Annotated in this window: 20 protein-coding genes, 1 rRNA gene and 2 pseudogenes; 15 read left to right on the top strand and 8 right to left on the bottom strand. The window is 44.8% G+C overall.

Going from position 1 to position 24738, the window contains the following annotated elements; all coding sequences use genetic code 11:
* Positions 1 to 78 (top strand): 5S ribosomal RNA (rrf, locus tag L7D49_RS20470); the annotation flags it as partial.
* 973 nt (positions 79 to 1051) lie between these two features.
* On the opposite strand, the gene L7D49_RS01660 is transcribed toward rrf, so the two are convergent.
* The 4 genes from L7D49_RS01660 to L7D49_RS01645 form a co-directional block, all read right to left on the bottom strand.
* A complete protein-coding gene (locus L7D49_RS01660) occupies positions 1052 to 2794 on the bottom strand; it encodes an FTR1 family iron permease (RefSeq protein WP_238079088.1) in 1743 nt (580 codons plus the stop codon).
* Entirely contained in the window at positions 2775 to 4046 is a 1272-nt protein-coding gene (gene efeB, locus L7D49_RS01655) for an iron uptake transporter deferrochelatase/peroxidase subunit (RefSeq protein WP_238079087.1), read from the bottom strand. The genes L7D49_RS01660 and efeB overlap by 20 nt, the downstream gene beginning before the upstream one ends.
* A 3-nt stretch (positions 4047 to 4049) precedes the next feature.
* A complete protein-coding gene (efeO, locus tag L7D49_RS01650) occupies positions 4050 to 4901 on the bottom strand; it encodes an iron uptake system protein EfeO (protein WP_238079086.1) in 852 nt (283 codons plus the stop codon).
* A 185-nt stretch (positions 4902 to 5086) separates the two neighbouring features.
* A complete protein-coding gene (locus tag L7D49_RS01645; RefSeq protein WP_238079085.1) occupies positions 5087 to 5812 on the bottom strand; it encodes a hypothetical protein in 726 nt (241 codons plus the stop codon).
* Positions 5813 to 5898: 86 nt separating this feature from the next.
* Between L7D49_RS01645 and L7D49_RS01640 the strand changes: the two genes are divergently transcribed.
* From L7D49_RS01640 to L7D49_RS20465, 10 genes and pseudogenes are all read left to right on the top strand, one after another.
* Positions 5899 to 6846 (top strand): MBL fold metallo-hydrolase, encoded by a 948-nt coding sequence (locus L7D49_RS01640; RefSeq protein WP_238079094.1) that lies wholly within the window; start codon positions 5899 to 5901, stop codon positions 6844 to 6846.
* Between the two features lie 63 nt (positions 6847 to 6909).
* A complete protein-coding gene (locus L7D49_RS01635; protein WP_238079084.1) occupies positions 6910 to 7734 on the top strand; it encodes a YihY/virulence factor BrkB family protein in 825 nt (274 codons plus the stop codon).
* The gene (locus tag L7D49_RS01630) at positions 7731 to 8402 is read left to right on the top strand and encodes a response regulator transcription factor (RefSeq protein WP_238079083.1); all 672 of its coding nucleotides are present in this window, start codon (positions 7731 to 7733) and stop codon (positions 8400 to 8402) included. Before L7D49_RS01635 ends, L7D49_RS01630 begins: the two co-directional genes overlap by 4 nt.
* Positions 8399 to 9778, top strand: coding sequence for a sensor histidine kinase (locus L7D49_RS01625; RefSeq protein ID WP_238079082.1), 1380 nt, complete (start codon positions 8399 to 8401; stop codon positions 9776 to 9778). The genes L7D49_RS01630 and L7D49_RS01625 overlap by 4 nt, the downstream gene beginning before the upstream one ends.
* A 75-nt stretch (positions 9779 to 9853) precedes the next feature.
* Positions 9854 to 10252, top strand: a complete 399-nt coding sequence (locus L7D49_RS01620) for a hypothetical protein (RefSeq protein WP_238079081.1) — start codon at positions 9854 to 9856, stop codon at positions 10250 to 10252.
* The gene (locus L7D49_RS01615; protein WP_238079080.1) at positions 10249 to 12366 is read left to right on the top strand and encodes an MMPL family transporter; all 2118 of its coding nucleotides are present in this window, start codon (positions 10249 to 10251) and stop codon (positions 12364 to 12366) included. The genes L7D49_RS01620 and L7D49_RS01615 overlap by 4 nt, the downstream gene beginning before the upstream one ends.
* 621 nt (positions 12367 to 12987) lie before the next feature.
* Positions 12988 to 13530 (top strand): sigma-70 family RNA polymerase sigma factor, encoded by a 543-nt coding sequence (locus L7D49_RS01610; RefSeq protein ID WP_238079079.1) that lies wholly within the window; start codon positions 12988 to 12990, stop codon positions 13528 to 13530.
* The gene (locus tag L7D49_RS20295) at positions 13520 to 13810 is read left to right on the top strand and encodes a YvrJ family protein (protein WP_336246357.1); all 291 of its coding nucleotides are present in this window, start codon (positions 13520 to 13522) and stop codon (positions 13808 to 13810) included. Before L7D49_RS01610 ends, L7D49_RS20295 begins: the two co-directional genes overlap by 11 nt.
* A 256-nt stretch (positions 13811 to 14066) precedes the next feature.
* Positions 14067 to 14606, top strand: coding sequence for a peptidoglycan recognition protein family protein (locus L7D49_RS01600; RefSeq protein WP_238079078.1), 540 nt, complete (start codon positions 14067 to 14069; stop codon positions 14604 to 14606).
* A 487-nt stretch (positions 14607 to 15093) separates the two neighbouring features.
* Positions 15094 to 15311 (top strand): annotated as a pseudogene (locus tag L7D49_RS20465) (ATP-binding protein); the annotation flags it as partial.
* Between the two features lie 125 nt (positions 15312 to 15436).
* Here the strand turns inward: L7D49_RS20465 and L7D49_RS01595 are convergent.
* The 3 genes and pseudogenes from L7D49_RS01595 to L7D49_RS01585 all read right to left on the bottom strand — a co-directional run.
* Positions 15437 to 15589: a YvrJ family protein gene (locus tag L7D49_RS01595; RefSeq protein WP_238079077.1), complete on the bottom strand. Its 153-nt coding sequence runs from the start codon at positions 15587 to 15589 to the stop codon at positions 15437 to 15439.
* Positions 15590 to 15762: 173 nt separating this feature from the next.
* The gene (locus L7D49_RS01590; protein WP_238079076.1) at positions 15763 to 15957 is read right to left on the bottom strand and encodes a hypothetical protein; all 195 of its coding nucleotides are present in this window, start codon (positions 15955 to 15957) and stop codon (positions 15763 to 15765) included.
* 702 nt (positions 15958 to 16659) lie between these two features.
* Positions 16660 to 16893, bottom strand: a pseudogene (locus L7D49_RS01585) (DNA topoisomerase); the annotation flags it as partial.
* Between the two features lie 261 nt (positions 16894 to 17154).
* Here L7D49_RS01585 and L7D49_RS01580 point away from each other — a divergent pair.
* Together L7D49_RS01580 and brnQ are read left to right on the top strand one after the other, a co-directional pair.
* Positions 17155 to 18510 (top strand): sigma-54 interaction domain-containing protein, encoded by a 1356-nt coding sequence (locus L7D49_RS01580; protein WP_238079075.1) that lies wholly within the window; start codon positions 17155 to 17157, stop codon positions 18508 to 18510.
* A gap of 175 nt (positions 18511 to 18685) precedes the next feature.
* Positions 18686 to 20020 (top strand): branched-chain amino acid transport system II carrier protein, encoded by a 1335-nt coding sequence (gene brnQ / locus L7D49_RS01575; RefSeq protein WP_238079074.1) that lies wholly within the window; start codon positions 18686 to 18688, stop codon positions 20018 to 20020.
* 45 nt (positions 20021 to 20065) lie between these two features.
* Here the strand turns inward: brnQ and L7D49_RS01570 are convergent, their stop codons facing one another.
* Positions 20066 to 22201 carry a type IA DNA topoisomerase gene (locus L7D49_RS01570; RefSeq protein WP_238079073.1) on the bottom strand — a complete coding sequence of 712 codons (2136 nt, stop codon included), beginning with the start codon at positions 22199 to 22201 and terminating at the stop codon, positions 20066 to 20068.
* A 676-nt stretch (positions 22202 to 22877) separates the two neighbouring features.
* On the opposite strand from L7D49_RS01570, the gene L7D49_RS01565 reads away from it, so the two are divergent.
* Together L7D49_RS01565 and L7D49_RS01560 are read left to right on the top strand one after the other, a co-directional pair.
* Positions 22878 to 23435 (top strand): hypothetical protein, encoded by a 558-nt coding sequence (locus L7D49_RS01565; RefSeq protein WP_238079072.1) that lies wholly within the window; start codon positions 22878 to 22880, stop codon positions 23433 to 23435.
* A 142-nt stretch (positions 23436 to 23577) separates the two neighbouring features.
* Positions 23578 to 24498 (top strand): VanZ family protein, encoded by a 921-nt coding sequence (locus tag L7D49_RS01560; protein WP_238079070.1) that lies wholly within the window; start codon positions 23578 to 23580, stop codon positions 24496 to 24498.
* Positions 24499 to 24738: the final 240 nt, after the last annotated feature.

The raw sequence follows: 24738 nt of genomic DNA, 5'->3' as shown, positions 1-24738 counted from the left end.
ACCGAACACGGAAGTTAAGTTCTTCAGCGCCGATGGTAGTAGGGGGCTTCCCCCTGTGAGAGTAGGACGTCGCCGGGCAAAGGCCATCCCCTGTGGGGGATGGTTTTTTTGTGTTTTCATATGATAGATACCGTAAGGTATCTTAAGAGAACTTGTTAAAAATACTCTTTAATTCAAGCAGGACCGATGGCTAGTAAAGCGGCTTTGTCGCTTCCCTATGAGAGTAGGACGTCGCTGGGCAAAGGCCATTCCACAGATACCGCAAGGTGTTCTTAGAGATCTTGTAAGAAACACTGTTAAAGAGAAGCAGGAACAAATGGTTAGTAAAGGTCGCACCGCTTCCCTATGAGAGTAAGACGTCGCCGGTAAATCCCATACCCTCATACCCTGTGTAGGATGGGTATGGCGAAGGAGACTTGGTGAGTTATGATAGAAATCAGTGATTAGCAAAGCTATCTGGCACTGGATTAACATCAGCTTAGACAGTTGTAATTTTCGTGTCAAAAATGTTTGCCATGGCAATTCTTCTAGTAAAGATAGTCAGGCAGATGCCGCAGTCTTAAGCTGATAGCAGACCGGCTGGAGAACCTCAGGCTTATTACCACGCACAACATAGTCTCTCCACTCAGAAGATTTTCATTATCCCTACGGCCAATGAGGTCCACATTACATTGTCTATCCCCGCTTAAATCCATTCTATCTCCATCTAAAAGAAATGGATCACCGTTTGACTACAATTTAGAAAGACTTGCCACGTTGATTTTTCTTAATACGATAGCTCTCTAACCGAAAGCTGTAATCATCACTTAACCAAGGCAATACCTTCCCTCATTAGCTCTCCAGCTATGTGCAGTCAGTAAACGAACTACAAAAGTAATTCATACTAACCATATCTACCTAAGCTATCTACCGAAACCTGACGATCCCAGCTCATCGGACGTTACTATAATAAAAGCCCCTAAATCAGAACTCCAGACTCCTATATTCACATAAAAAAGCTGCAGCCTCATCAGAAATCTGATAAGGCTGCAGCTCGAATTTATGGACAAACTCAATTTGTAGAAAGTTCTTGTTTCCTCTTGTAAACCATCGTTCCTGCGATGACGAGTAACAGGATTGATTGGCCAATCAATGTTTCTTGAGTTGGGTAGAAGCCGATGAGGTTGATGATCGGCAGACCCGGAACGATATGAGTTGGTAAGACATCTGTCACTTGTAGCATGTGCAGGCTGACGCCTATGATTTTAAAGGCCAGCAAGTAAATGAGCACGGTTGCTACGGCGAAGAAGCGATGGACGGGAATTCGTCCGGTGATCCGCAGCAATACGACGGTCAGAATGGCTAGGATGGCCAGTGCCACTAGAATGCCTGCAATGAATTCGCTGGTCGGCATTTTAGGAGCGATGCCTGCGTAGAAGACAATGGTTTCTGCGCCTTCCCGGGCGATGGAGAGGAAGCTGATGGCTCCCATGGCCCATACGCTTTGCTTGGAGATGGCGTGGTTCAGTCGCTTGGAAATGTATTGATTCCATGATAAGACGGTCGATTTGCTATGCAGCCAGACGCCTACGCCAATCATCAGGATGGCAGCGGCCAGGCCGGTGTAGCTTTCCATTTTCTCGCGGCTCGTTCCGATCGTCACGGATTGGAATAAAGTCGACATGATAATTGCAGCTAATATACTTACGAGAATGCCCGCAATGGCGCCTCCGTAAATCCATCGCTTCCCTTGTTCTTGGTTGGCGCGTTTGAGAAAGGCGAGCAGCCCGATGATCACTAGGAGGGCTTCGACGCCTTCGCGCAGCATGATGAGCGCGGAATCCCAGAAATGATAGGAGGTATCTTCCGTTAGCAATGATAATTCTGTATACAAAGTATCAATTTTCTTGGTCGCCGCTTCTGCCTTCACGGGTTTATTGCTCAGATCGCTGATAATGAACGGCAGGTCGTTTTCAATCTTTTGATACAAAGTGGCGTTCTTTGTTCGAATTTCACCTTCGACATTGGGCCAGGTGACAATAAATTCACGGAGGATTTCCGCCGCTTCGTCATATTGCTTCTGCTGGATGGCTTCTTTACTTTGCTCCAATTGGCCGATCAGTGTGGCGACAGTATAGGTACCTGCCGTTTTAGAAGCTTGTTTACCTGCGGCAAAATCGTCAATGGCGGCTTTTAATGCGTCGTATTGGCCGCTGATTTGCTCAAAATCCGTTTCGTCTGCTGCGAGTGCAATCCGCATGAAAGACATTTGAGTCTCGATTTTACCGTACGCGGCAATATCCTGCTCGCGGACCGGTCTTTCATTTTTAGTCCAAGCTGCGAGAAACTTCTTGGTGGCTTCTTCAATTGTCTGCTTGTCATTCGTGGAGATGGCTGTCTCCAGTTCAGTAAGGGCCGGTTGAATGGCCTTCTTGAAAGCTGCGCGCTCGGCGGCTTCATCGACCGGGTTTTCCTTCTTCTCGAATGCATGCAATGCTTTTGATAAATCAGTCAGTGCGGCGAGCTTTTGCTCCTCGTTCGACGCTGCCAATGCAGCTTGGAGCTTCTCAGACACGCTTTGCGCCGCTTCCTTGTCAGTCGGTGTCATCGTTTTCCATGTTTCTTCAAATTGCTGAAGTGCTTCAGTCGCTTCTGCGTCCTCACCTGCTTTTGTGCTCATGATAGCGTCTCCGATGGCGATATATAAATCGCTGAAGGACGTTTGCTCCGCAAATACAGGCTTTTGAGCGATCAACAGCAGGCAGAACAAGAAGAGGACAGGGATTCGTAAATAGTTAGTTGAAAAGTGCTTCACCAATATAACTCCCTTTTTGAATACCAGGGAAGCATGCGAACAGCGCACTGCCTCGGTGTGTAATGTATTCATTTAATTTATCGGCCCGTCCAAATTTCCGCTGGATTTTAATAAATTGCTCAGGGTCTTTTTGGAATGAAATGAAAAGCAGACCCGCGTCATACGTGCCTGTCGAATCAATGATGCCGGATGAATAGGAAAAGGAGCGGCGTAAAATGCGCGTGCCTGCTTCTTTCGCCAAGCGAACATGTGAATCCGCCGGCATGACCGGCCGTCCGGAGGCATCCTTTTCTTCCAAGTCGACCTCATCGAACTCTTGCTGTTTGCCGAGCGGTGCACCGGAATCACGATGGCGTCCAAATGTCGCTTCCTGTTCACCAAGTGCAGTACGGTCCCACGTTTCCAAATGCATTTGGACCTTCCTTGCAACCAAGTAGGTACCCCCTGTCAGCCAAGGCTTGGATTCATTCGGATTGATCCATACGACTTCGTTCATGTCGGTTTTGCTTCCTGTATTTGGATTGGCGGTGCCGTCTTTAAAGGCGAATAGATTCCGCGGTGTCTGTTTCTTGTTCTTTTTCATCGGAAATGAGTTAAAGCCAGCTTGCGACCATTTCAGTGAAACCTTGCCGGATACCGCGCGAATCAGGTTGCGGACGGCATGGAATGCGACTTGAGGATCATCGGCACACGCCTGGATGCATATTTCCCCGCCTGTGATGGCTGGATCCAGTTGATCCTTAGGGAAGTGAGGAAGATCCTTCAATTCTTTCGGTCGCTTGGATGCCAAACCGAATTCAGGACGGTCGAAAAGGGAAGGGCCGACCCCGAAAGTAAGTGTCAGGTTAGCTGCATCCAATCCTTTGGCTTCCCCTGTATCCTTCGCAGGAACGTATCCATTTGTCGAGGTATCTCCTACCGGTTCCCCATTCATTAGACGGACGGAAAGCGATGTCCACGTTTTAAAGATGTCCTGAAGCTCCTTCTTCGTTTTAACAACTACGTCCAAAGAGGCAAAATAAATGTGCGTCGGGACGTCTGTCGCAATTCCGGATTGATGGGCGCCATAAAATTTGATTTTATTCTTGGCGGTTTCATCATCATCGGGCATTGCCATGCCAAATACATTGAGAACGCTGCCGATGCCGGACGCGCCAATCATGACGCCTGCAGCTCCTACGCCGGTATACTTTAGCATTTGGCGGCGGGATATCTTTTTCTCATAGAACTTTTCTTCTGTTGGTTCGCTCATGTATTATCCCTCCATGATGATGCCCATGTTGCTAAGCGGTTCACCGAGATGATTAACAGCTTCTGATAATGCTTTTGTATCTTCCGCAGTCAGTTGTTCATAGGAAATAAAACCGCCATTGCCATCTTCATATTTAGAAAGCAATTCATTCATAGCGGAAAATTTCTCCGTCAATTCTTCGACAAGAGCTGGATCCTTCTTGCCAATCTTGTCTTGAAGGATCGTAAAAATCTTTTCTGCTCCTTCAATATTTGCTTTGAAGTCATAGAGATCCGTGTGGGAATAAATTTCTTCCTCACCTGTAATCTTTGAAGTTGATACTTCATTCAGTAAGTCTACGGAACCAGTAATCATCAAATCTGGTGTGACTTCAACAGTTTCCACACGGGCTCGGAGTTCTTTCGCATCTTTGAGTAATTGATCGGCAATGTCTTCGTAGCCTGCTGTTGTGTTATCCACCCATAGGCCATATTCGATCTTATGGTAGCCCGTCCAGTCTTCCTCTCCCTTGCCTTCCTCTTGTAAGTCGGCGAGGCGAGCGTCGATCCGAGGATCGAGATCTCCGAAGCTTTCTGCAATCGGTTCAGACCTTTCAAAGTACATGCGGGCAGTCGGATAAATTGCTTTTGCTTTCTCCAAATCTCCATCTTTGACGGCAGTCACGAATTTCTGCGTCTCCAAAACAAATTGATCCATCTGCTCTAATGCGAATTGTTTGTATGCGTCTGTTTCAGCTGTTAAATCTACCACAGCTGTCTCTGTTGTATTTGAACTTGGCTTAGCTTCTTTTTCCGTACAGCCCGCCAAAATGATACCTACTGTTACGATAATGGAGGCAAGTCCTTTTGATTTCATAGGGTACCTTCTTTCTAATTTTTATTCATTATTAATGATAATCATTCTCAACCAGTTGTCAATGCATTTTTAACGTCCTTTTTATGACAATTAGCTGAGATGAAGTTGATAATTCATGTGGCAGGCAAGTTAATGGAAAGTATTTTGCAGTAGAGCACTAGATAACCGGCTTGAATGCCAGGGAATCAATGTGAACGCCAGATAACCGGTGCGAACGCCAGAAAAACGATGTGAACGCCAGATAACCGGCGCGAACGCCAGAAAAACGATATGAACGCCAGATAACCGGCGCGAACGCCAGAAAAACGATGTGAACGCCAGATAACCGGTGCGAACGCCAGAAAAACGATATGAACGCCAGATAACCGGTGTGAACGCCAGATTACCGGTGCGAACGCCAGAAAATCGATGTGAACGCCAGATAACCGGCGCGAACGCCAGAAAAACAATGTGAACGCCAGATAACCGGTGCGAACGCCAGAAAAACGATATGAACGCCAGATAATCGGCGCGAACGCCAGAAACCCGATGTGAACGCCAGATAACCGGCGCGAACGCCAGAAAAACAATGTGAACGCCAAATAACCGGTGCGAACGCCAGAAAAACAATGTGAACGCCAAATAACCGGTGCGAACGCCAGAAAATCGATATGAACGCCAGATAACCGGTGCGAACGCCAGAAAAACGATGTGAACGCCAGATAATCGGCGCGAACGCCAGAAACCCGATGTGAACGCCAGATAACCGGCGCGAACGCCAGATAACTGACTTGAACGCCAGAAACCCGGCACCAACGCCAGAAAACACGGATGAACGCCAGAAAATCTGCAAGAACCCTAAGAGCCCGCTCAGAGATAACCCCACACCATCCAATCACCAAGCCAGTGGCATTATGTAGAGTCGGTCTCAATGCTCGAGTTGCCAGGGTCACGGCAGAAAGGGTTTTTCATTGAAGAGATGAACCTTAATTTCATAAAATAGGGAAAAGGGGGATTTATCAAGATGCGTTATTCCAATTTGGATGAGGTGGGTGTAACAGGTTCGTTCCGAGATTTGCTGCAATGGCAGCGGGAGCGCAGGAGGAAACGAAAAGATTTGTCCTATCATCATCCCCAGGCAAAAATTAAAGAGGTCAGCTGGCTGAAGGGGAATCGGGATGTGCCGGCCATTACGTTCATTGGTCATTCCACGGTGTTGATCCAACTTGGTGGCGTGAACATGATTACGGATCCAGTGTGGGCAAGTTGGCTGGGCATGTACCGGCGGCTGACTGAGCCAGGTTTGCGTCTTGATGAATTGCCAGAGATCGATATTGTGCTGCTGTCCCACAGCCATTATGACCATCTCCACTATCAGTCGATCAAGCGGCTGCCAGGGAAGCCGAAGTACTTTGTGCCTGCGGGGCTGAAGCGTGCATTTGAGCGGCGCGGTCTTTCCGACGTACAGGAGTTCAAGTGGTGGGATCGTGTTGAATTCAAATCACTCTCGCTTACCTTTGTTCCTGCGCAGCATTGGACTAAGCGCACGCTGTTTGATACGAATCGTTCCCATTGGGGCGGTTGGGTAATTGAACCTGATAATGGGCCGACTGTCTATTATGCGGGAGACAGCGGGTATTTCCGAGGTTTCAAGGAGATCGGAGAGCGGTTCTCCATTGATTATTGCCTTATGCCAATCGGGGCATATGAGCCCGAGTGGTTCATGAAGGAACAGCATGTGAATCCCGAGGAAGCGATTCAAGCGTTCCTTGATACGAAAGCGGGCCACATGATTCCAATCCATTTTGGCGCCTTCATGCTGGCTGATGATACGCCGAAGGAAGCGCTCGACCGGATGCATGCGGAGTGGGATAGGCTGAAGATGGATCCAAATCATCTGCATGTGTTGCAGCTCGGGGAGTCACGAAAACTGACATTAGGTTTTGGATGCGTACGAAGCGGATAGTGAATGTTCAATGGAATGAATGCGTACACTTGTTTCAAAGCTTTTTCATAAGAAAAGGAGACGATGACCATCATCCGAAACGTAGCGGTCCGCTTTTTCAAGGAGCGATTTTTCGACCAGGCCGCCCAAACGGCCTATTATCTATTGCTTTCGATGTTTCCGTTCCTCATTTTCCTCTTTTCGCTTCTCAGCTATTTGCCGGTGAATGAACAATGGCTGCTGGCATTCATTCGTCCATTCGCGCCAGAAGAGGCGTATGTCATCATTGAACAGAATGTCAAAGGCCTGCTCTATAAAGTGCAAGGCAATGTCCTCTATACCAGTCTCGCTGTGGCGTTCTGGCTGTCTTCTGTGGCCGTCCAGTCGCTTGCCCGGTCACTTGACCTGGCGAACGGCTACATCCGGAAATACGGCATCCTGCAGGCGATTATCCGGGACCTGGGGGTAACGTTGCTGTTTATGGCTGTCATTTCGTTATCGCTATTTCTGCCTTTGATCGAGCGGTCCTTGCATGAGGTCGTGTCCTACTACGATACGTTGGAGGATTGGCAAGGCTGGCTCTATGTATGGCCATTGCTGAAATGGGGAATCGGGACGCTGTTCCTGTTTAACTTTTTCCTTCTCTTTTATAAGGTGGTGCCTACGGGGAGAATGACATTGATGGAAGTGCTGCCCGGTGCGGTGTTTTCAGCACTCGGCTGGCAATTGTTCTCGCTCGTGTTTGACGGTTATGTGCAAAAGGTGGAGTATAATCGATTATATGGTCAAATATCGGGTGTCATTCTGCTTGTCCTTTGGTTTTATTTGACGGCGGTTATCATCCTGGTTTCCGGGCTGTTGAATGCGGAATGGCGCAAAGCATTGAAAAGGAAGGAGAGGTCTGGATGAATATATTAGTTGTGGATGACGATCCGCATATTTTGGAGCTGGTGGCGATTCACTTGACGCAGGCAAGGTATACCGTGCAGAAAGCATTGAATGGCATGGAGGCGCTCGCCTTGCTTGAAAAGAATGTGCCGGATCTGGCGGTTGTCGATGTCATGATGCCCGGGATGGACGGCTTCACGCTGACTAAAAAGCTGCGGGAGGCCGATGTGCCGGTTTTATTGCTCACTGCAAAAGGGGAATTGGAGGACAAGGAAAAGGGATTTCTGGCCGGGTCTGATGATTATGTCGTCAAGCCGTTCGAGCCGAAGGAGCTGCTGTTCCGCATCAATGCCATTCTGCGGCGTTACGATAAAGCGGTCGGGGTGCAGATCGAAGCCGGCCCATTGCAAATCAATCGACAAAGCTATGAAGTTACAGTTGGCAATAAAGTACTGCTCCTCCCACTCAAAGAATTCGAGCTGCTGTCTGTGCTCGCATCCAAACCGAATCATGTGTTTGAACGCGACTTCCTGATCGAGCGCGTCTGGGGATACGATTACGCAGGGGACGAGCAGACGCTCAATGTCCATGTGAAACGGCTGCGCGACAAGCTGGCCAGCCTCGGAGATCCTGTCCGAATTACGACTATGCGCGGCGTTGGCTATAAGCTGGAGACAGATGACGTATGAAGTCGTTATACGGAAGGTTTCTGTCTTTCACGGTTGGCATAATGATGACGAGCGCACTGGTCGCCTTTCTCGTTGTCAATACATATTACCACCAGCAGCTCAAAGGGAAAAATGACGCGAAGAATATGAACATTGCTGAGCAGATTGCGTCATTCATTGAAAACGACGAGGCACTCGACCTCGATTTGTATTTGCAGACGCAGGCGGGGATCGGGTACAAGCTGTATGTGGTGAATGAGGATCGAGAGGCGGTACTGTACGGGGCGCCTTTCAGGAAAATGGACCTTCCGGCAGCTACACTAGATGACGTGCTTGCAGGCGATTCCTATCACGGGATGCGCGACTTGAAGACGGAGACGTTTATGACGGGTTTCTTTTCCGATCAGCTGGCGAACACGGTCGGCGTACCGTTCACGCATGGCGGAAAGAATTATGCATTGTTCATGCGGCCGGATATCAAGTTCCTGTTCACGGAAGTGCATTATTTGCTGGGCGGCATGGTCATTGTCATGGCGATTTTCAGTTTGCTGTCGATGCTGATTGTTGCGAAGAAGCTGATCGAACCGATTACCATGCTGACAGCAGCGACGAAAAAGGTGGCGCAAGAGCGATTTGATGAGCCCATTGACATTCAGCGGCGGGATGAAATCGGCCAGCTGGCGAGCAGTTTTCAAAAGATGGTCGATCGGCTCCAGCAGAGTGATCGGATGCGGAAACAATTCATTAGTGACGTTTCGCATGATTTTCAGTCGCCGCTCTTAAACATTAAAGGGTATGCGACGTTGCTGTTGGACCCGGCTGTCCGGGAAGAAGAACGCACGAACTACGTCAGCATCATCAATTCCGAGACGGATCGGCTGTCAACGCTTACGAAGCAGTTGCTCCTCCTTACGTCACTGGACCAATTAGAATCCCCGTTGCGCTACAAACGGTTCCGGCTGGATGAGCAATTAAAAGACATTGTCCGGAAATATCGATGGGCACTGGAGGATAAAGTGCTGTCCTTGTCCATGGATATAGAAGAGATCGAAGTCGAAGGGGATCCTGCATTCCTCGAAAAAGTATGGGAAAACCTGCTCTCTAACGCGGTGAAGTACACAGAGGAAGGCGGGGAAATTGAAGTGGCGGCAGTGAATGGGGAAGACTGTGCCATTATCACGGTGCGTGATACAGGCATCGGCATTCCTGCGTCTCATTTGGATAAGCTGTATGAACGATTTTACCGGGTCGATGATTCTCGCACACGGAATATCGAAGGGACCGGACTCGGGCTCTCCATCGTCCAACAGGTCGTCACGCTCCATAAAGGAACGATTGAAGTGGCTAGTGTCGAAGGCGAAGGAACGACATTTACCATTACTATTCCGAAACTGTAATGTCTTGTTCATGTTCCGTTCATGTTGAGGTTTTATGATAGCCATATAACATGAACGGAATAGGAGGAAAATAGAATGCAAGAAAAATGGAGTTTACGGTTGATTCGGGTGGCGGCGATTTTTGGTGTAATCGGTGCGTTTTTAGGTTCCCACATGGCAGGTTCGGGTTCCTATGCATTTCGGCCGATTCACGCTCATATTCTCGTAGTCGGTTGGTTGTCTGTCTTTGCATGGGGCGTATTCTATAAGATTTATAAAGTGCGTGCGAAAAAGCTGGTGACCGTCCACGGCTGGTCTGCTATTTTAGGATCGATTGGGTTGACAGCGGGTATGTGGTTCCAATTCATCCAGCCATTCGGTGTGAATGAAACCTTCTCTCTTATTTTCTATATCGTCGGCGGAAGCATTCTCTTGCTAAGCTTTGCGCTCTTTGTCATTGTGACATTGTTTGTCCAAAAGGATGGCGATAAATGACAAAAGTGAATACGAGAAAACGGTTCTGGTGGATCTCCGTTGCGATTTGGATCCTTCTGGCAGGCGTGCTGTCTGCCTTAGCCCCAGGAGGCAAAGAGTTTGTCGTTGCCAATAAAGACGGCGGGCTGCCTTCTGATGCGGCATCCATCATCGCCGCTCATGAAGTAGAGAAGTATTTCCCGAATGACGGCGGGCTGCCATTATTCGCTGTGTTCCATACGGACCAAGGGTTTTCAGAAGAGGAGATAACAGAGACTGCGAAAGCAGTTGAATCTGCTCTGGCTAGTGATGAACAATTCAAAGAAATTGAAGTGCTGCCGCTTTCCATGCTACAGAAGGAACAGCGACAATCGTTTGTTTCAGAGGATGAGAAAACGTTTTTCATCCCGCTTTCCCTGCCTGAATCATTGGAAGGGAAGCAGCTGAATGAGCTGGTCAGTGCTGTGAAAACGGCTGCGGAAGCCGATTTGAATGACAATATCGAAGCATCCTGGACGGGACCTGCAGGGATTGCATCAGATGCTGTAGAGTTATTCAGCCGGGCGGACCTGGTGCTGTTATTATCGACAGTCGGTTTGATCCTTGTATTGCTGCTCGTCATCTACCGTTCTCCGTTGCTGACGCTCATTCCGCTCGTTGGCGCAGGCATCGTCTATGCCGTGGTGGATCGCATCATCGGATTTGCGACAAAAGAAGCATGGTTCGGTGTCGACAGCCAAGCGCTGTCCATTATGACGATTTTGCTTTTTGCGGTCATAACAGATTACTCCTTGCTCATCTTCTCCCGGTATCGGGAAGAGTTGAAACGGCATGAAAATGCTAGTGCGGCCATGCGCGAGACGATGCGCCATGTGCGGGAGCCAATTTTCTTCAGTGGCAGCACGATCGTTTTAGGAGTGGCGACGCTCTTCTTCGCGCTCTATGAACCCTACCGCAATTTTGCACCGGTCTTCGCGATTGCTGCCGCTGCCATGTTAATAGCAGGTTTGACACTGCTGCCTGCGTTATTTGCTTTGATTGGCAGAAAAGCATTTTGGCCGGTCATTCCGAAGTTCGGAGAGGAAACGATCGAGAAGAAAACGGTCTGGGGCAAAGTGGCGCGTGTTGTGACAGAAAAACCGCTCCGTTTCATGATTCCCATCATCCTTCTCCTTATCTTAGGAGCTTGGAATGTGACGGATATGAAGGAATCCTATGATTTGATCGCTTCCTTCCCGGAAGATCTATCTTCCCGGGTCGGTTATGAACGGCTCGGTGACGCGTTTTCTGAAGGCAGCTTGGCTCCAGGTTCACTCCTCATCGTGTCCGACAAGGAGTTGAATCAAGAAGGTCTCCAGTCCATGGTCAACGAAATTAAAGAAACTCCCGGCATTGCGAATGTGACGGCGCAAGGCAATCCACTCAATGCGGAAGGAAATGCTGCAAAATTCTCAGTTACATTCAAAGGGAATCCATACGATGCGCAAGCGTTGGATACAGTGCTTACGCTTCGGGAGAAGGCAGATTCTTTATTGAAAGACGCCGGGCTGTCTGGCGCTGAGCTTCATATCGCGGGAGAGTCCGCAATCAATGCAGACTTACGGGATGTCAATGACCGGGATACATGGGTTGTCATGATTTTGATGACGATTTTAATCACGATCATGCTTGGCTTGCAGACGAAGTCGGTTGTGGCACCGATTTATATGATGGGCAGCATTCTTCTATCGTTTGCGGCGACGCTCGGACTTTCATACTTCCTGTTTGGCGTTTTTCTGGATTTGGACGGCATCAGTTACCGAATGCCGCTCTATGCATTTGTTTTCCTCGTGGCACTTGGCGTGGACTATTCGATTATGTTGATTGCGCGAATCCGGGAGGAAATGAAAGCATTGCCGTTTGATGAAGCGGTGCGGAGAGGACTGGAACGGACGGGTGGCGTCATCAGTTCGGCGGGTTTGATTCTCGCGGCGACATTCCTTGTCTTAGCGACGATGCCTATTTATGAATTGAAGCTGTTCGGGTTCATCATGGCAATGGGGATCCTGATTGATACGTTCATCGTCCGGCCTCTGCTCATCCCGGCAATCCTCATCAAATTAGGTAAGTGGAGTTTCTGGCCAAAGAAAATGTAAAGGTTAATATGAAAGGCATCTCTGTTGGAAGGACAACAGGGGTGCCTTTTCCAATTGATAAAACATTCCAAAAGCAATCTGCTTTTTCCGTTAGAAGAAGACTAACCGAATGAAGTCCTCTGCCTAACTCTACCCCACGGGAACCTATATCCGAGCAGTCTGCAAACGGGCAAGAGAACTTCTCCATTTTAGTGTTTCCGTTATGGATAAGTTTTCCCTTTTATCATAACCTTGTTTTAATCTACGACCGAAAACTAAATGGCTACTAGCAGGCTAGGCATAAGTTATCTTCCTTAACCTTCCCCGTGAACGATTCACTGAACTACATATGGTTACTTTTATATAATAAGAACACTTTTCAGAAGGTTGAAACAAAAAATGTTTCCTTCCGTCTAATGAATAAGTTGAACCAGTGAGAGGACGGAAAACGTTAAACAAGCGGATGGATCTGTTGAAAGTGGTGGAGTGGAATACTTCCTGTTTGTCTTTTTAATTGATAACTTTAATCTAAAAAGTAATAGGTCTTTTGGGTTTTATTTTAAAAGGGTTGTATTTAGTCCTTTTTTTCCACCTTTAATAGTTATAATTAAGAACGCTGACTCTATTAATGGGGGTGTATTCATGTTAATTAATGGCCGTAGTATAAAAAACCCTTTAATAATTGGATTTTTAAGCATTGATAGTAATCGACAATTGTACAATGAGTATCTCTTGAGCAATTCAATAGAGTTAGAAGAAAAAATCAATAAAAGATTCTATATTTATTGTTATAAGGCCAGGTTAGTATCATATTTTTCCAAAACGATTTATTATGAAGCAATCAATTATGATAAAAAGATTCGAAAATTCTCGGAGAATACTCTTTTAATTCTGGACAAGCCAATCAGTGACGGAAATTCGAGTTTAATTGAACAAATAAAAGATGATAGTATCAACAAATATTCTCTGGAGAGTAACAATATTGAAGATTATATAAACGACTCTAGACTGCTTAACGCTGTCAAAATTTTAACGGAAAGGCAGAAACAAATATTGTATTTAGCCTATATTAAGGATTTGAAGGACACGGAGATATCGAAATTATTATTAGTCTCCCAACAATCGATTAGTAAAACAAAAAAAACTGCATTGCGCAGAATTCGAGGTGAATTGGATGTTAGATGAAATTACGATTATTCAAATGATAGGTAATGGAGCTTTTCCTATTCTAATTACACTATATTTGTTACAACGATTTGAAAAAAAGATAAATAAACTTGAATTGGAAATACATGAGTTGATCAATGTTATAGATGTAACGAAGATACTAAGCCACAACTTGGAATATAAAAAGGTGAGGAGTAAAGTAATCGAGGCCTGCTCTACAACGAATCAATTGTTAAGCAAAGAAATTAATCACTCAGGAACCCCTGAAGACAAAAACCTTGATAATCTCACTGAGTAAGCATCTAACTTTAATAATGTGAAAAATTTCACTTTAACATAACAGGAAAACCTGGATTTGGGCACGTTCTGCGTGTTCTTTCTGGGTATTTTTTTTTGGAAAAAAGGAAAAGAAAAAGTCCCTCCTTGAAAATCTCAAAGAAGAGGCATAAAAAATTTTAACATAGGTTGTAATTTTACTCGTAACTCCCCTTTAAGTAATAACAAGTGTATCAGCCAGCGATATACTTGAAATAATATGAAAGAAGGGAAAACCCATGGCTAAAACTTATCAACCAAAACCTTCTATGACTACTAGAAGCCAATGGGGGGCAACAGCACCTAGTTGTACTCTTCCTAATTTAGCAAAGAGTTCTGTTACTCAAATCGTAGTTCATCACTGTGCTTCTAATAATACCAGTGTTTCTAACCGGACAGAAAATCAGCATCAGAAATGGTTGCAAGATTATTTTAAAAGCATTAATTACTGTGACTTGGCTTATCATTTTACTATTGGGAAAAACGGTACTATCCTTGAAGGCAATCCTAGTAATAAAGTGGGTTATCATGCAGGTAATGCTAATAGTTATTCTATTGGTGTTTCTGTTCATGGTAACTACGAAGATCGGTCTTTTACTGCAATCCAAGAATCTAGATTAGTAAATTTATTAGCATGGCTTTGCTACGATTTCAACATAGAACCATCTAAAATTGTTGGTCACAAGGATATATCTGCAACATTATGTCCAGGTAAAAATGTTTATAGCAGAATGCATGCTATTCGTAATGCTGTATTTGCTAAACTTTACCCGGACTGAGTTCAATAACAAATCTAAAGTAACGATCAAACAGACTACGAAATTAACCCGTAGTCTGTTTAATTAAGAGCTATGAGATCTCAGGGGGCCAAACGATAATTGGATATGGTGGAAGCTATATTCTTATAGAAAGGAGAAGAGGACATTGGGCATTATCTAGTGCTCTCTTTCCTCTACAGCAGCGCTTTTCTATTTCAAGTATTCCATTCCCCATGCCGTGATTGCGTTCTTAATAGGCTAGCGGATATGTCCTGTTCTCTAGAGGAGGGCTACACAGACCCCGTTTCGATAATCGTGGTGAAAGATAGTTCCTCCGAATGAAAAAAAGGGTGCTGTCAAAGGTTGAGCGTTTTGCAGTTCATTATGGTTTTCGTTATGAATTCTGCCACCCGTGCGGCGGTAATGGCGAATCGGTAGTCAATTACATACGAATCACTATCTGTTGCCTGCCGCTCTTTGGCCATTTTGAACAAGCAGGCACTGACTGCTCGGTAAACTGTACAAGCAAATGGGAAGCTTGGATCTAATTAATAGTTGACGAACTCGGATACGTACCGCTTCATAAACAAGGAAGAGAGTTTCCTCTTTTCTAAGTCATTAACATATAAAAAACGAAGTATAGAGGTAACGACTAATCTTCTGTCTGGGCAATTGAACCACGATCTTGGAGATCCGATTCTGAAAGAGGAATTAATTGATTGTTTATCCTAAAATCGAATGAAGAATTATGAAACGGAAGATGGATATGTCTTTTGGAATTATGGAGGAGAACAAGGAGCAAGGACCAAACATTTGTGTAGGTTCAGTGCTCTTTTCCATTCGTCAGGTAGTCATTTTCTGTTGAAGGATATGATTTTAGCTAATTCTTGTACCACTTGTTCTAATCTTTCTATTTTTTTTTCGAACCGGTGTAATAAGTAAATCGTCATCACAATCGGAAAACCGAAATTCCCTATCATTTGAAATAAATCAACGTCACTCATTTTACATCCTCCTCTAATGTACGTATTAGTTTCACTAGTTCTGTTGTTGCTATGAAGGAACTGACATTGGCTTCGTTTTAATGTAAAGGGATAAAAATAAAGAAGACTACAACCAGTAATATAAAAATCCACAAAAACGAGCTATTCGGTTGTGAATAGCTCTCTGTTTTGATTTACTTTGGGATAATCTCTTTATCTAGAAGCTCGAAAAAATTGGGGATATTTACTTTGTTGATATCCGGTAATTTGGATAGTACTTTCAATTTTAGTTCTTGTTCGAGATCATTTCTTTCCTGGAAGCTAGTTTTTGACAAGACACTTTGAATCTTAGGCTGCAGCATTTCCAATACTTCGATATCTTCAAGCATATCAATACCCTCCTTTTTATATGTAGCAATACTTTTGGGAACGCAAGTTCTTATTGTATGTAAATTAAAAGCCTTTTATTTTAAAGGCTTTTAATTTACATTATATACAAACCAAAAGATTGTTTATTTTAATAGAACGTCTTGATGCTTTCTTCCTCTGGGGAATTTCCGTATATTCACAAGTGGATAAGTGACAAAATTTGAAAGGGTTATCAAAGGGGAGTATCAATATTTCGTTGTACAACTATATCAACTATATCACTACTATATCATATTAAAGTAAGCTAAAAAAATTTGTGTGCCGACAATTATTTAGCACTTTTTAATGCGAAGAGTTGTACTTATTTTTTTATGTTTTGATCAAATACAATAGAATGGATATACGAATAGATTTATCTATGTTGTTAACATTACTTTATAGAATTAATTAAATAAATATATTATTTAAAAATATATTTAATGAAAAAAAGATGATATTTTGAACCCTGGCAAAAGAATGAAGGATATCAGAGAGTAAGGGTATAACAATGTCTTCGATAAATTCATTCCCAATGCCGGGGGCTACCGGGAAGCCATCTTATTTGCCATTTTCGTGAGTATGTTTGAAACCAAAACAGCACACCGTATTCACTTTCCCTTAGCAGTCGGCAGATTACCGTTCAGTGAAAATGGATTTGCATGGCTCGTGCTCGTGCTCGTCCTCGTCCCATCGGCCTTCCCGATTTTTCGCAAATACACTTCCCATTTTACGGTCATCGAAGGACTCGCCAGCAAGTTGCCTTCAATCGCTTGGCAAAGGACTCGTCCTTTAGCCGTCAGGGAAACAATATTCTTCATTATGGAAATATAGCCATGCTTTTTTATCGTTTCGATCATGCTGCTTCGTGTAACTTCCGTCCCGAACCCCTCAATTTCTTTCAGGATATCAGTTTCATCCATTTGATAAAACATTCCAAAGGCAATCCGCTTTTTCCGTTAGAAGAAGACTGCTAAAATAAAATGAATTCAGCGTAAGCAAGTAGCAAATAATAAAAGGGAATCTGCCGTGTCTTGTGGAACAAACAAGACAAGGAGGGATTACTTGTGGTGAAGAAAATTTTGTTTTATGTCGTTATGCTGGCCATTATCATTGCACTGCTTCTGTTCTTTCGAAATGTGTAAGCAGTGATTAAACAGCGTGGAGTAAGGTGGGGTTAGATGATAAGAGACTTGGAAAAATTCAAACGGTTATCGGATTTTGATAATGTTCTGGTCGTTGATAATAAAGGGAAGACGCTTTACTATGACTTGGCTGACTTGAATGTGCTGTCCAAATTAGGCCATCGCCCGGAGGATTTCTTAGGCAAGAAAGTCACTTCGTTCTATACGAATTTAACAGATGAGAACAGTACCATTATGACGGTATTACATACGGGTGAAGCGATGACGAGGGTCCACCAGAAACTCGTAACGAAAACAGGACAAACCTATGATTCGCTCAGTTCCACATATCCGATTGAGGAGAATGGTGTCGTGGTCGGCGCCATAGAATTTTCCAAGCATTTTTATTCAAAAGAGCATATGCACTACTTGGATCACTACTCCACCCATAAAATATATCGAAAAAACAATACAGTTTATACGATAGACGATCTCATTACGCAGAATGAGGGAATGAAAGCGATCAAAGAAAAAATAGAGCGCATTGCCCAGCATGATTCCACTATCCTGATCTATGGAAAGACAGGAACGGGGAAGGAAATCGTGGCGCAGGCGATCCATAATCGAAGCAACCGTTTTGGCCAGCCGTTTATCACATTGAATTGCCGTGCCTTGTCTGAAGATCGGGCGGATCAGTTGCTATGGGGGACAGAGCAAGACGGCGAAACGCAGATCGGTATTGTTGAACAGGCGAATGGCGGTACGTTATTCCTTGACGGTATTAATGAATTAAGCCCTCAGCTTCAAGCCAAGCTATTGCAGGTAATCGAAGAAAAGACAATCCGCCGCTTAGGTGGAACAACGGATATTCGTTTGGATGTTCACCTCATTTCTTCAACCAATGAAGACCCCGAAACATTATTACAAGAGAAGCGAATGCGTGAGGACTTTTATTACCGGATCGGTGTCATTCAAATCGACTTGCCTGAGTTGAAAGAACGGAAAGAGGATATTGAACTGCTCGTCTGGCAGTTTATCCGTTTTTATCAGCAACATATGAATGTAGCGATTGAGGCAGTGGAGCCAGAGGTCATCCAATTGTTCCATCAATATTCGTGGCCGGGCAACGTAAGGGAACTGAAAAACGCAGTAGAGACAGCAATTAATCAAATGCAGGCAGGTGTCATTACCGTAGGTGATCTGCCAAGAAAAATTCGGAAGCATGAAATCAGCCTGGATACACCTGGAGATTGGAAAATAATGGATCTAAAAGAGAAAGTTGATGAGTATGAAAGAGCGATTATTGCAGAGGAATTGAGCAAGGCAAATGGCGTAATTGCAGAAACGGCGCGGCGGCTGGGCGTTTCCAAGCAGACATTGAAATACAAGTTAACGAAATATGAATTAAGGTAAAAATTTTTTGACGAGAGAGGGAAAAAACTTCCCCTCTTTTTTTTATGGAGACGTTCGGTATAGTGAAAGAATAGAAAACATTCTTATTACATGGACAACAAATTATGGAATGGTCGTTACTGAAAGATTTGAAAACGGTTCCATCTAGGAGAGAGACAACGAAGAGGTGAACAGAATGGGACAAACGATTCGACATAGCATTATTTTAGGCTTTGCTTTGTTTGCACTTTACTTTGGCGCAGGGAATCTCATATTTCCGCCGAGCATTGGTAATATGACAGGGACAGATTGGATTCCGGCGTTAATCGGATTTTGTATTACGGGCATCGTCCTGCCATTACTTGCGGTCATTGCAATCTTAAACGCAAACGGGAAATTTGAAGAGCTGACTAGACCGATCAGTCCTTGGTTTTATGCTGTATTTAATCTTGCTCTAATGGTGGGCATCGGAATGTTTGTCACGATTCCTAGAATGGCGGCGACTACGCATGAGCTAGGAGTGGGCATTTTATTTCCTCAAGTACCTCAAATTGTTACGATTGTCCTGTTCTTCGCCATCAGTTTTTACTTTGCGATGGACAAGTCGAACGTCATTGATAAAATAGGGAAGATCCTTACACCGCTTTTGGTGATCATCTTATTATTCATCGTCGGAAAAGGCATTTTCTCGCCAATCGGAACGCCAATTGACACGGGTTCAAAGGCTCCTTTTTCGGATGCCTTCATTAGCGCCTACCAAACAGGTGATGTCGTAACGGGCATATTATGTGCGCCAATCTTTATAGCAGCAATTATCGGTTATGGATATCGAGGAAGACAAGTCCGTAAAGTCGCATTGACGGGAACGATTATCGCAGGGATTGGGCTGCTGATTGTCTATGGCGGCTTGTTGTTTATCGGTGCGGGCAGCAGCTCGGTGTTCCCTTCCGATATTGAGAGCACGGCGCTTGTTTCAGAAATTGTCCAGCACTTGCTTGGAAACTTCGGCTCGATTGCATTAGCCATTGCCGTTGCGCTGGCATGTTTAACATCTACCATCGGCGTAATGGCCGTGATTGCAGACTTCTTGCATAAATTATCGAAAGAAAAAATCAGTTATCGGGTATGGGTGTTCATTATCAGTGTAGTTGGAATCGCAGTTGGCTCCATGGGAGTCGGTAAAATTGTGGACTACGCGATGCCGATATTCACAGTGCTGTACCCTGTCGCGATCGTGTTAGTGTTCTTAGGTGTCTTCAATAAATTCATCCCGAATGCCGGGGGCTACCGGGGAGCCATCCTATTCACCATTTTCGTGAGTACGTTTGAAACAATCACAGCCCATCATATTCACATTCCTTTCATCAGTGAAGCAGTCGGCAGATTGCCGTTCAGTGAAAATGGATTTGCTTGGCTCGTGCCAGCACTCGTCGGGTTTATTGCAGGGTTGATTTTGCACGCGCTCTTTTCAAAGAAACCAGTTGAGGCGGCTGTTGCCACTGAGCCGGACAGCGAAGCAGAAATAGAATAAAAACAAAAACGACGGGGACCTATAGCAGGGGATCCGTCGTTTTATTTATTGGAACACTAAATTCAATTTACCGTTTTCAAGCGACAGACTGGCATTGAATTGATTGCCATTGTTGGCGGTGAATCCTTTGATTACGTTTGTCTTTCCTTTGGTGCAGAGCAGTTTCACTTGAGCGGGCGTCAGCTTTTTCTTTAAATAAAGGCCCGGGAATGTTTGCTTGCAGCCATTTTTATAGTTGCTGCAGCCATAAAAGCCTTTGCGAGCTAAAATCATGCCGGTTTTGCAGGCCGGACACGGCGCCACTTCAACCGTTTGATAGGAGCCGCGGGATTTGGATGGGCGGGGCGGCACTGCTGTTGCATCTATTGGCTTCGCCTCCAATTGCCTTGGCACTTCCTCTAATAACTTGGCGATGAACTTTGCAATATTTTCGAGAAAATGTTGGCTCGTCCCTTCGCCATTTCCGATTTTTCGTAAATACGCTTCCCATTTTGCGGTCATCGAAGGGCTCGCCAGCAAGTTGCCTTCTATCGCTTGGCAAAGGACTCGTCCTTTAGCCGTCAAGGAAACAATATTTTTCGTCACGGAAATATAGCCGTGCTTTTTTATCGTCTCAATAATGCTGCTTCGAGTGGCTTCCGTCCCGAGCCCCTCAATTTCTTTCAGAATATCGGTTTCTTCCTTATCTTCGACGAGCTTCCCGCATGTTTTCATCATCGTAATGAGCTGTCCTTCCGTGTACGGCTTCGGCGGCATTGTCTTGCCTTCTTTGATGCCGATTTTACTTGACACGGGTTCCCCTTGGCGGAGTGGCGGCAATGCCGGTTCCTCCTTGTCATCTTTCGAGCTTTTGAATAAAGACTTCCAGCCGATGTCACGCTCGGTCTTCCCGGTCGTAAAGAAAGGGAGGCCATTCACATCGGTTGTCACTTTCGTCTCTGTATAGAGGTAATCACGGTGGAACATGGCGAGCGTGGTCCGCACAATTTCTTCGTATAAATTCCGCTCGAGCGGCGACAAGCGGCCAAGGACGGCCTGAGTCGGCACCTTTTTCGTCGGGATGATCGCATAGTGCTCCTGAACTTTGGAGCTGTCCACATAACGCTTGTTTGGCGCCAGGGAAGCAACCTGAAACGGCTCGTTAATTAGTTGCTGATAGGCCCCGACCTGGTCCCTCAAATAAGCAAACTCATTCGGCGTAATATGCCGGGTATCGGTCCGGGGGTAGGTGACGAGCTTTTTCTCGTACAAGCCCTGCATGATTTTCAATACATTCGCCGGGCTCGTCTTCCACCTGCGATTGGCCGTCGCTTGCAAGGTAGAGAGCGAGTGGAGCTGCGGTGGCGGTGTTCGTTTATCTGCATGAGTGACAGACATGATAGTGCCAGGTGAATCAGGCCGGATGCCATGCTTCGCGAGCAATTCCTGTACAATTTCCCGCTTCGGCTCTTTCACCTTCGCCTTGCCTTTATACGTGCCATGCTCCGCCCAAAACTCTGCTTCCACCTCGAAAAACGGCTCCGACACAAACGTCTCAATCTCCCGTTCACGTTGATAAATCAGATAAACCGTCGGCGATTGCACCCGGCCAATCGGAAAAACTTCCTGCACTCCTTTAGCCTTTAAGAGCAACGTATACAGCCGGGAACCGTTCATCCCGACAAGCCAGTCACTGATCTGCCGGGCTTTCGCCTCTTCATACATCATCAAGTCCTTGCGGTTGTCCCGCAGATTCGCAAACCCTTTACGGACTTCATCGACCTCCAGCGAATTGATCCAGAGACGCAAGATCCTCTGATTGCGGGCGCCCGTCTGGTTGTAGATGCTATAGAAAATATTCGAGCCTTCCCGATCCACGTCACACGCATTAATAACGGTATCCGTGTCCCGAATGAGCTTCTTTACGATCTGGAACTGCTTGAACTTTCCCTTTGCCACTTGAAACTCATAACGGTCCGGCAAGATTGGCAAACTGCCGAGCGACCAGCGCTTCCAGGATGGGTTGTATGCATGCGGCTCTTTTAGTTCGACCAAGTGCCCGACGCCCCATGTAATAAAGGCACCTTCCGGAAAGGCTGGGCATGGGTTTACTTCCAAATAGCCTTCATGTTTGCGCACGGAAAAAGCGTCTGCATACGCTTTCGCTTGGGAAGGCTTTTCGGCTAGGATAACGGGTTTCATGGCGGACACCTCGATTTATGAATTGGTACGTTTGTTCTTATATTATCTCATATTGGGTGGGAGATTGCTATGAGGAGGAGGTTTGGCGAGGGTTAATAGAAGTGTTGATTAGCTTCTAGAAAGAATATATTAATGATATAATTATAGATGCAGCTACATTTATAGCGGATGGGCGGTGGCACTCCCTTTATTTAAGAGGAAGGCAGACTAAAGGCGCCGCTTCCTGCGGCAACGTCTGCATGACTCGCGTCGTGCGAGCCCGTGTTTATATGGTGACTTACGAAGCAATGAACATGCTAATACAATTTGGGATGTTCCTCACAATGATGACAACAGCTATCGTTGCGTTAGTTGCTCTCTACACCAATAGAAAAAAGTAACCACCCTCCGCTTTGGCTAGTGTGAGGTGGTTACTTTTTCTTGTTAACATTCTTATTCCTAGCCAACCGCTCTTCAAGCGGATGTCAGCTGCAACTGACTGGGTGTTCGAGCACCCGGTCTTTTTTAGTATACGTTCATTATAAGTAATAATATACAATGTTTCAACTGTAGTGAATTTGCCAATCGACTATGTTGACTAACGTTTATCCGATAAAATGTTGAAGTTTGCCACGTGAATTCAAGTTAGAGGCGAATTGGTGATGAGTTTACGTAAGATTAGAAGTGAGGTGAGTTCATGAGACGTACATACATCCCAGTCCATTTTGATAAAACCATCTTCCGAACATTGTATTATGATAGCAAAGAGCGGCGGTTCTTCGAGAGTTCCGGCGGCCAGCAGAATTCGCTGCTCGGCCTGTTATCGGGAACCATGGGGGTCGTCCTGTATTCTTATCTAAGTAACTGGACTCTTTCATTCACGGACAGCCGGCTTACCATGATGCTGGCCGCCGCCGTCCTGACATTACTTCTGACCGTCAGTTTGATCTGGCTTTGCTGGTATATCTCGGAGAAGAGCAGGCGCAAGTGGGAATACGTTCCAACGCCTTCTCCAGAGGAATTGCAAGGTCTGGTCCGTAGCGGCCGGCGCTGGCTGATGTCGCAGGTGATGCTGTTAACAGGTTTTTTTGTGCTAAATACTTTTTTTACGCTGTTCCTGTTCATATTCTTCAACAACGGTATCTTATTTGTCGGCATGATTATACTGTGGGCGATCCTGTTTCTGATGCTGTGGCTACTACAGCCATTCGCCCGGCTCAGCCTTCTTCGCTCGCTGGAAAAGCAGCCGTTCTGATCTGTCCCCTTAGTGATCAAAAGGTTATCATAAAGATGCGATCCGGGAAGATTCGGCACGGGTTCAATGTTAATACAGTTGAAGGCAGTTAAGAAATCAAATAACTGAATGCTACATATAACTTAACAAGATTGGATATGTTATGAAACGAAAGAAACGTAAACTACTCCTTACCCTATTCATCATCTACACAGCTTTGATTTTATACTTTTTGTATTTTGGCTTTGGAAGACCTGGGGCAGCAGTTAGCATGGATGAATATCGATACAATGTAATACCGAATTTATTATCTTTACGATTTGTAACCATCTCAGACTTTGAGTATTTTCAACCTTGGTTTTTCAACTTTGGAAACTTTGCTGGATTTATACCAATTGGAATATTAATTCCTCTGCTATATCCTTGTAAATTTTTCAGGTTTATTTCATTGTTTTTCTTGTCAATTCTGATGGTAGAAAGCGTGCAAATGCTAACTTTTCTTGGTAGCTTTGATATAAATGATGCAATCGTAAATACATTAGGTGCAGCAGTAGGGTTTGGTGCATACAAAATGGGTTTTCGCTTCACGAGTATTAAAAAAAGCATTCGTGTCACGATTATGTCTGCTGCTATCCTTTCAATAGCAGTAATTGGTTTTTCGGAGCTGCTGAACAAATCTTTCACGAAAAAAGAAGGGGCCGTTGTACCTTTACATGAACTAAAAACAACCGAAAATATACGAATAGATAACGATCTTCATAGTATTGAAATTGGACATGAAAAAATTGAGCCGAAAATAAACTTATATGAGAGCGATGGCGATCATGTAGAGTCATTTACCTATTCATTTAATGGTCAAGATATTGTCCTTTCTCTAAATTATGGGATTCCTGATAATGCTGGCGACAATGGTGGTAAGGTTGTTATTTCTGTGGATGGACAAGAGATAGAAAGCTATTCCAATAAAGAACAAGTTTCTTCTGAAATACAATTGGAGAGGGTACATGAACTTACCATAACAATTGAAGGAAATGCAAAGCTATGGGATGTTACATGTAGAGAAATGAAGTATTGGTGGAATTAAATCATTTTATCACAATGAACTTGTAATGCTCGGGTAAAGTTAGACAATAAGTGGGACGGATAAAATCAAGGGAAGAAAAAACATTTACGTAATGTTTTTTTCTTCCCCTTTTTCTTTCCATACTAGAAAATTATTTCTCAAAACGATGTAGGTAGTCTATGTAGTCATCGTCTGCATTACCCGAAAAGGGTTAGTAATTATTAGATTGACACATATATCACTTAATGATATATTTCATTT

This window comes from Sporosarcina cyprini (assembly GCF_022048975.1).
GTDB classification, from domain to species: Bacteria; Bacillota; Bacilli; order Bacillales_A; family Planococcaceae; genus Sporosarcina; species Sporosarcina cyprini.
Note: the sequence above shows the minus strand (reverse complement) of the source record. Positions and strands in the feature narration are given on the sequence as shown.

Coding starts and splice junctions, on each gene's coding strand:
- efeB (WP_238079087.1), bottom strand. CDS start 4,046: ATGAGCGAACCAACAGAAGAAAAGTTCTATGAGAAAAAGATATCCCGC.
- efeO (WP_238079086.1), bottom strand. CDS start 4,901: ATGAAATCAAAAGGACTTGCCTCCATTATCGTAACAGTAGGTATCATT.
- L7D49_RS01635 (WP_238079084.1), top strand. CDS start 6,910: ATGACCATCATCCGAAACGTAGCGGTCCGCTTTTTCAAGGAGCGATTT.
- L7D49_RS01630 (WP_238079083.1), top strand. CDS start 7,731: ATGAATATATTAGTTGTGGATGACGATCCGCATATTTTGGAGCTGGTG.
- L7D49_RS01625 (WP_238079082.1), top strand. CDS start 8,399: ATGAAGTCGTTATACGGAAGGTTTCTGTCTTTCACGGTTGGCATAATG.
- L7D49_RS01620 (WP_238079081.1), top strand. CDS start 9,854: ATGCAAGAAAAATGGAGTTTACGGTTGATTCGGGTGGCGGCGATTTTT.
- L7D49_RS01615 (WP_238079080.1), top strand. CDS start 10,249: ATGACAAAAGTGAATACGAGAAAACGGTTCTGGTGGATCTCCGTTGCG.
- L7D49_RS01610 (WP_238079079.1), top strand. CDS start 12,988: ATGTTAATTAATGGCCGTAGTATAAAAAACCCTTTAATAATTGGATTT.
- L7D49_RS20295 (WP_336246357.1), top strand. CDS start 13,520: ATGTTAGATGAAATTACGATTATTCAAATGATAGGTAATGGAGCTTTT.
- L7D49_RS01600 (WP_238079078.1), top strand. CDS start 14,067: ATGGCTAAAACTTATCAACCAAAACCTTCTATGACTACTAGAAGCCAA.
- L7D49_RS01595 (WP_238079077.1), bottom strand. CDS start 15,589: ATGAGTGACGTTGATTTATTTCAAATGATAGGGAATTTCGGTTTTCCG.
- L7D49_RS01590 (WP_238079076.1), bottom strand. CDS start 15,957: ATGCTTGAAGATATCGAAGTATTGGAAATGCTGCAGCCTAAGATTCAA.
- L7D49_RS01580 (WP_238079075.1), top strand. CDS start 17,155: ATGATAAGAGACTTGGAAAAATTCAAACGGTTATCGGATTTTGATAAT.
- brnQ (WP_238079074.1), top strand. CDS start 18,686: ATGGGACAAACGATTCGACATAGCATTATTTTAGGCTTTGCTTTGTTT.
- L7D49_RS01570 (WP_238079073.1), bottom strand. CDS start 22,201: ATGAAACCCGTTATCCTAGCCGAAAAGCCTTCCCAAGCGAAAGCGTAT.
- L7D49_RS01565 (WP_238079072.1), top strand. CDS start 22,878: ATGAGACGTACATACATCCCAGTCCATTTTGATAAAACCATCTTCCGA.
- L7D49_RS01560 (WP_238079070.1), top strand. CDS start 23,578: ATGAAACGAAAGAAACGTAAACTACTCCTTACCCTATTCATCATCTAC.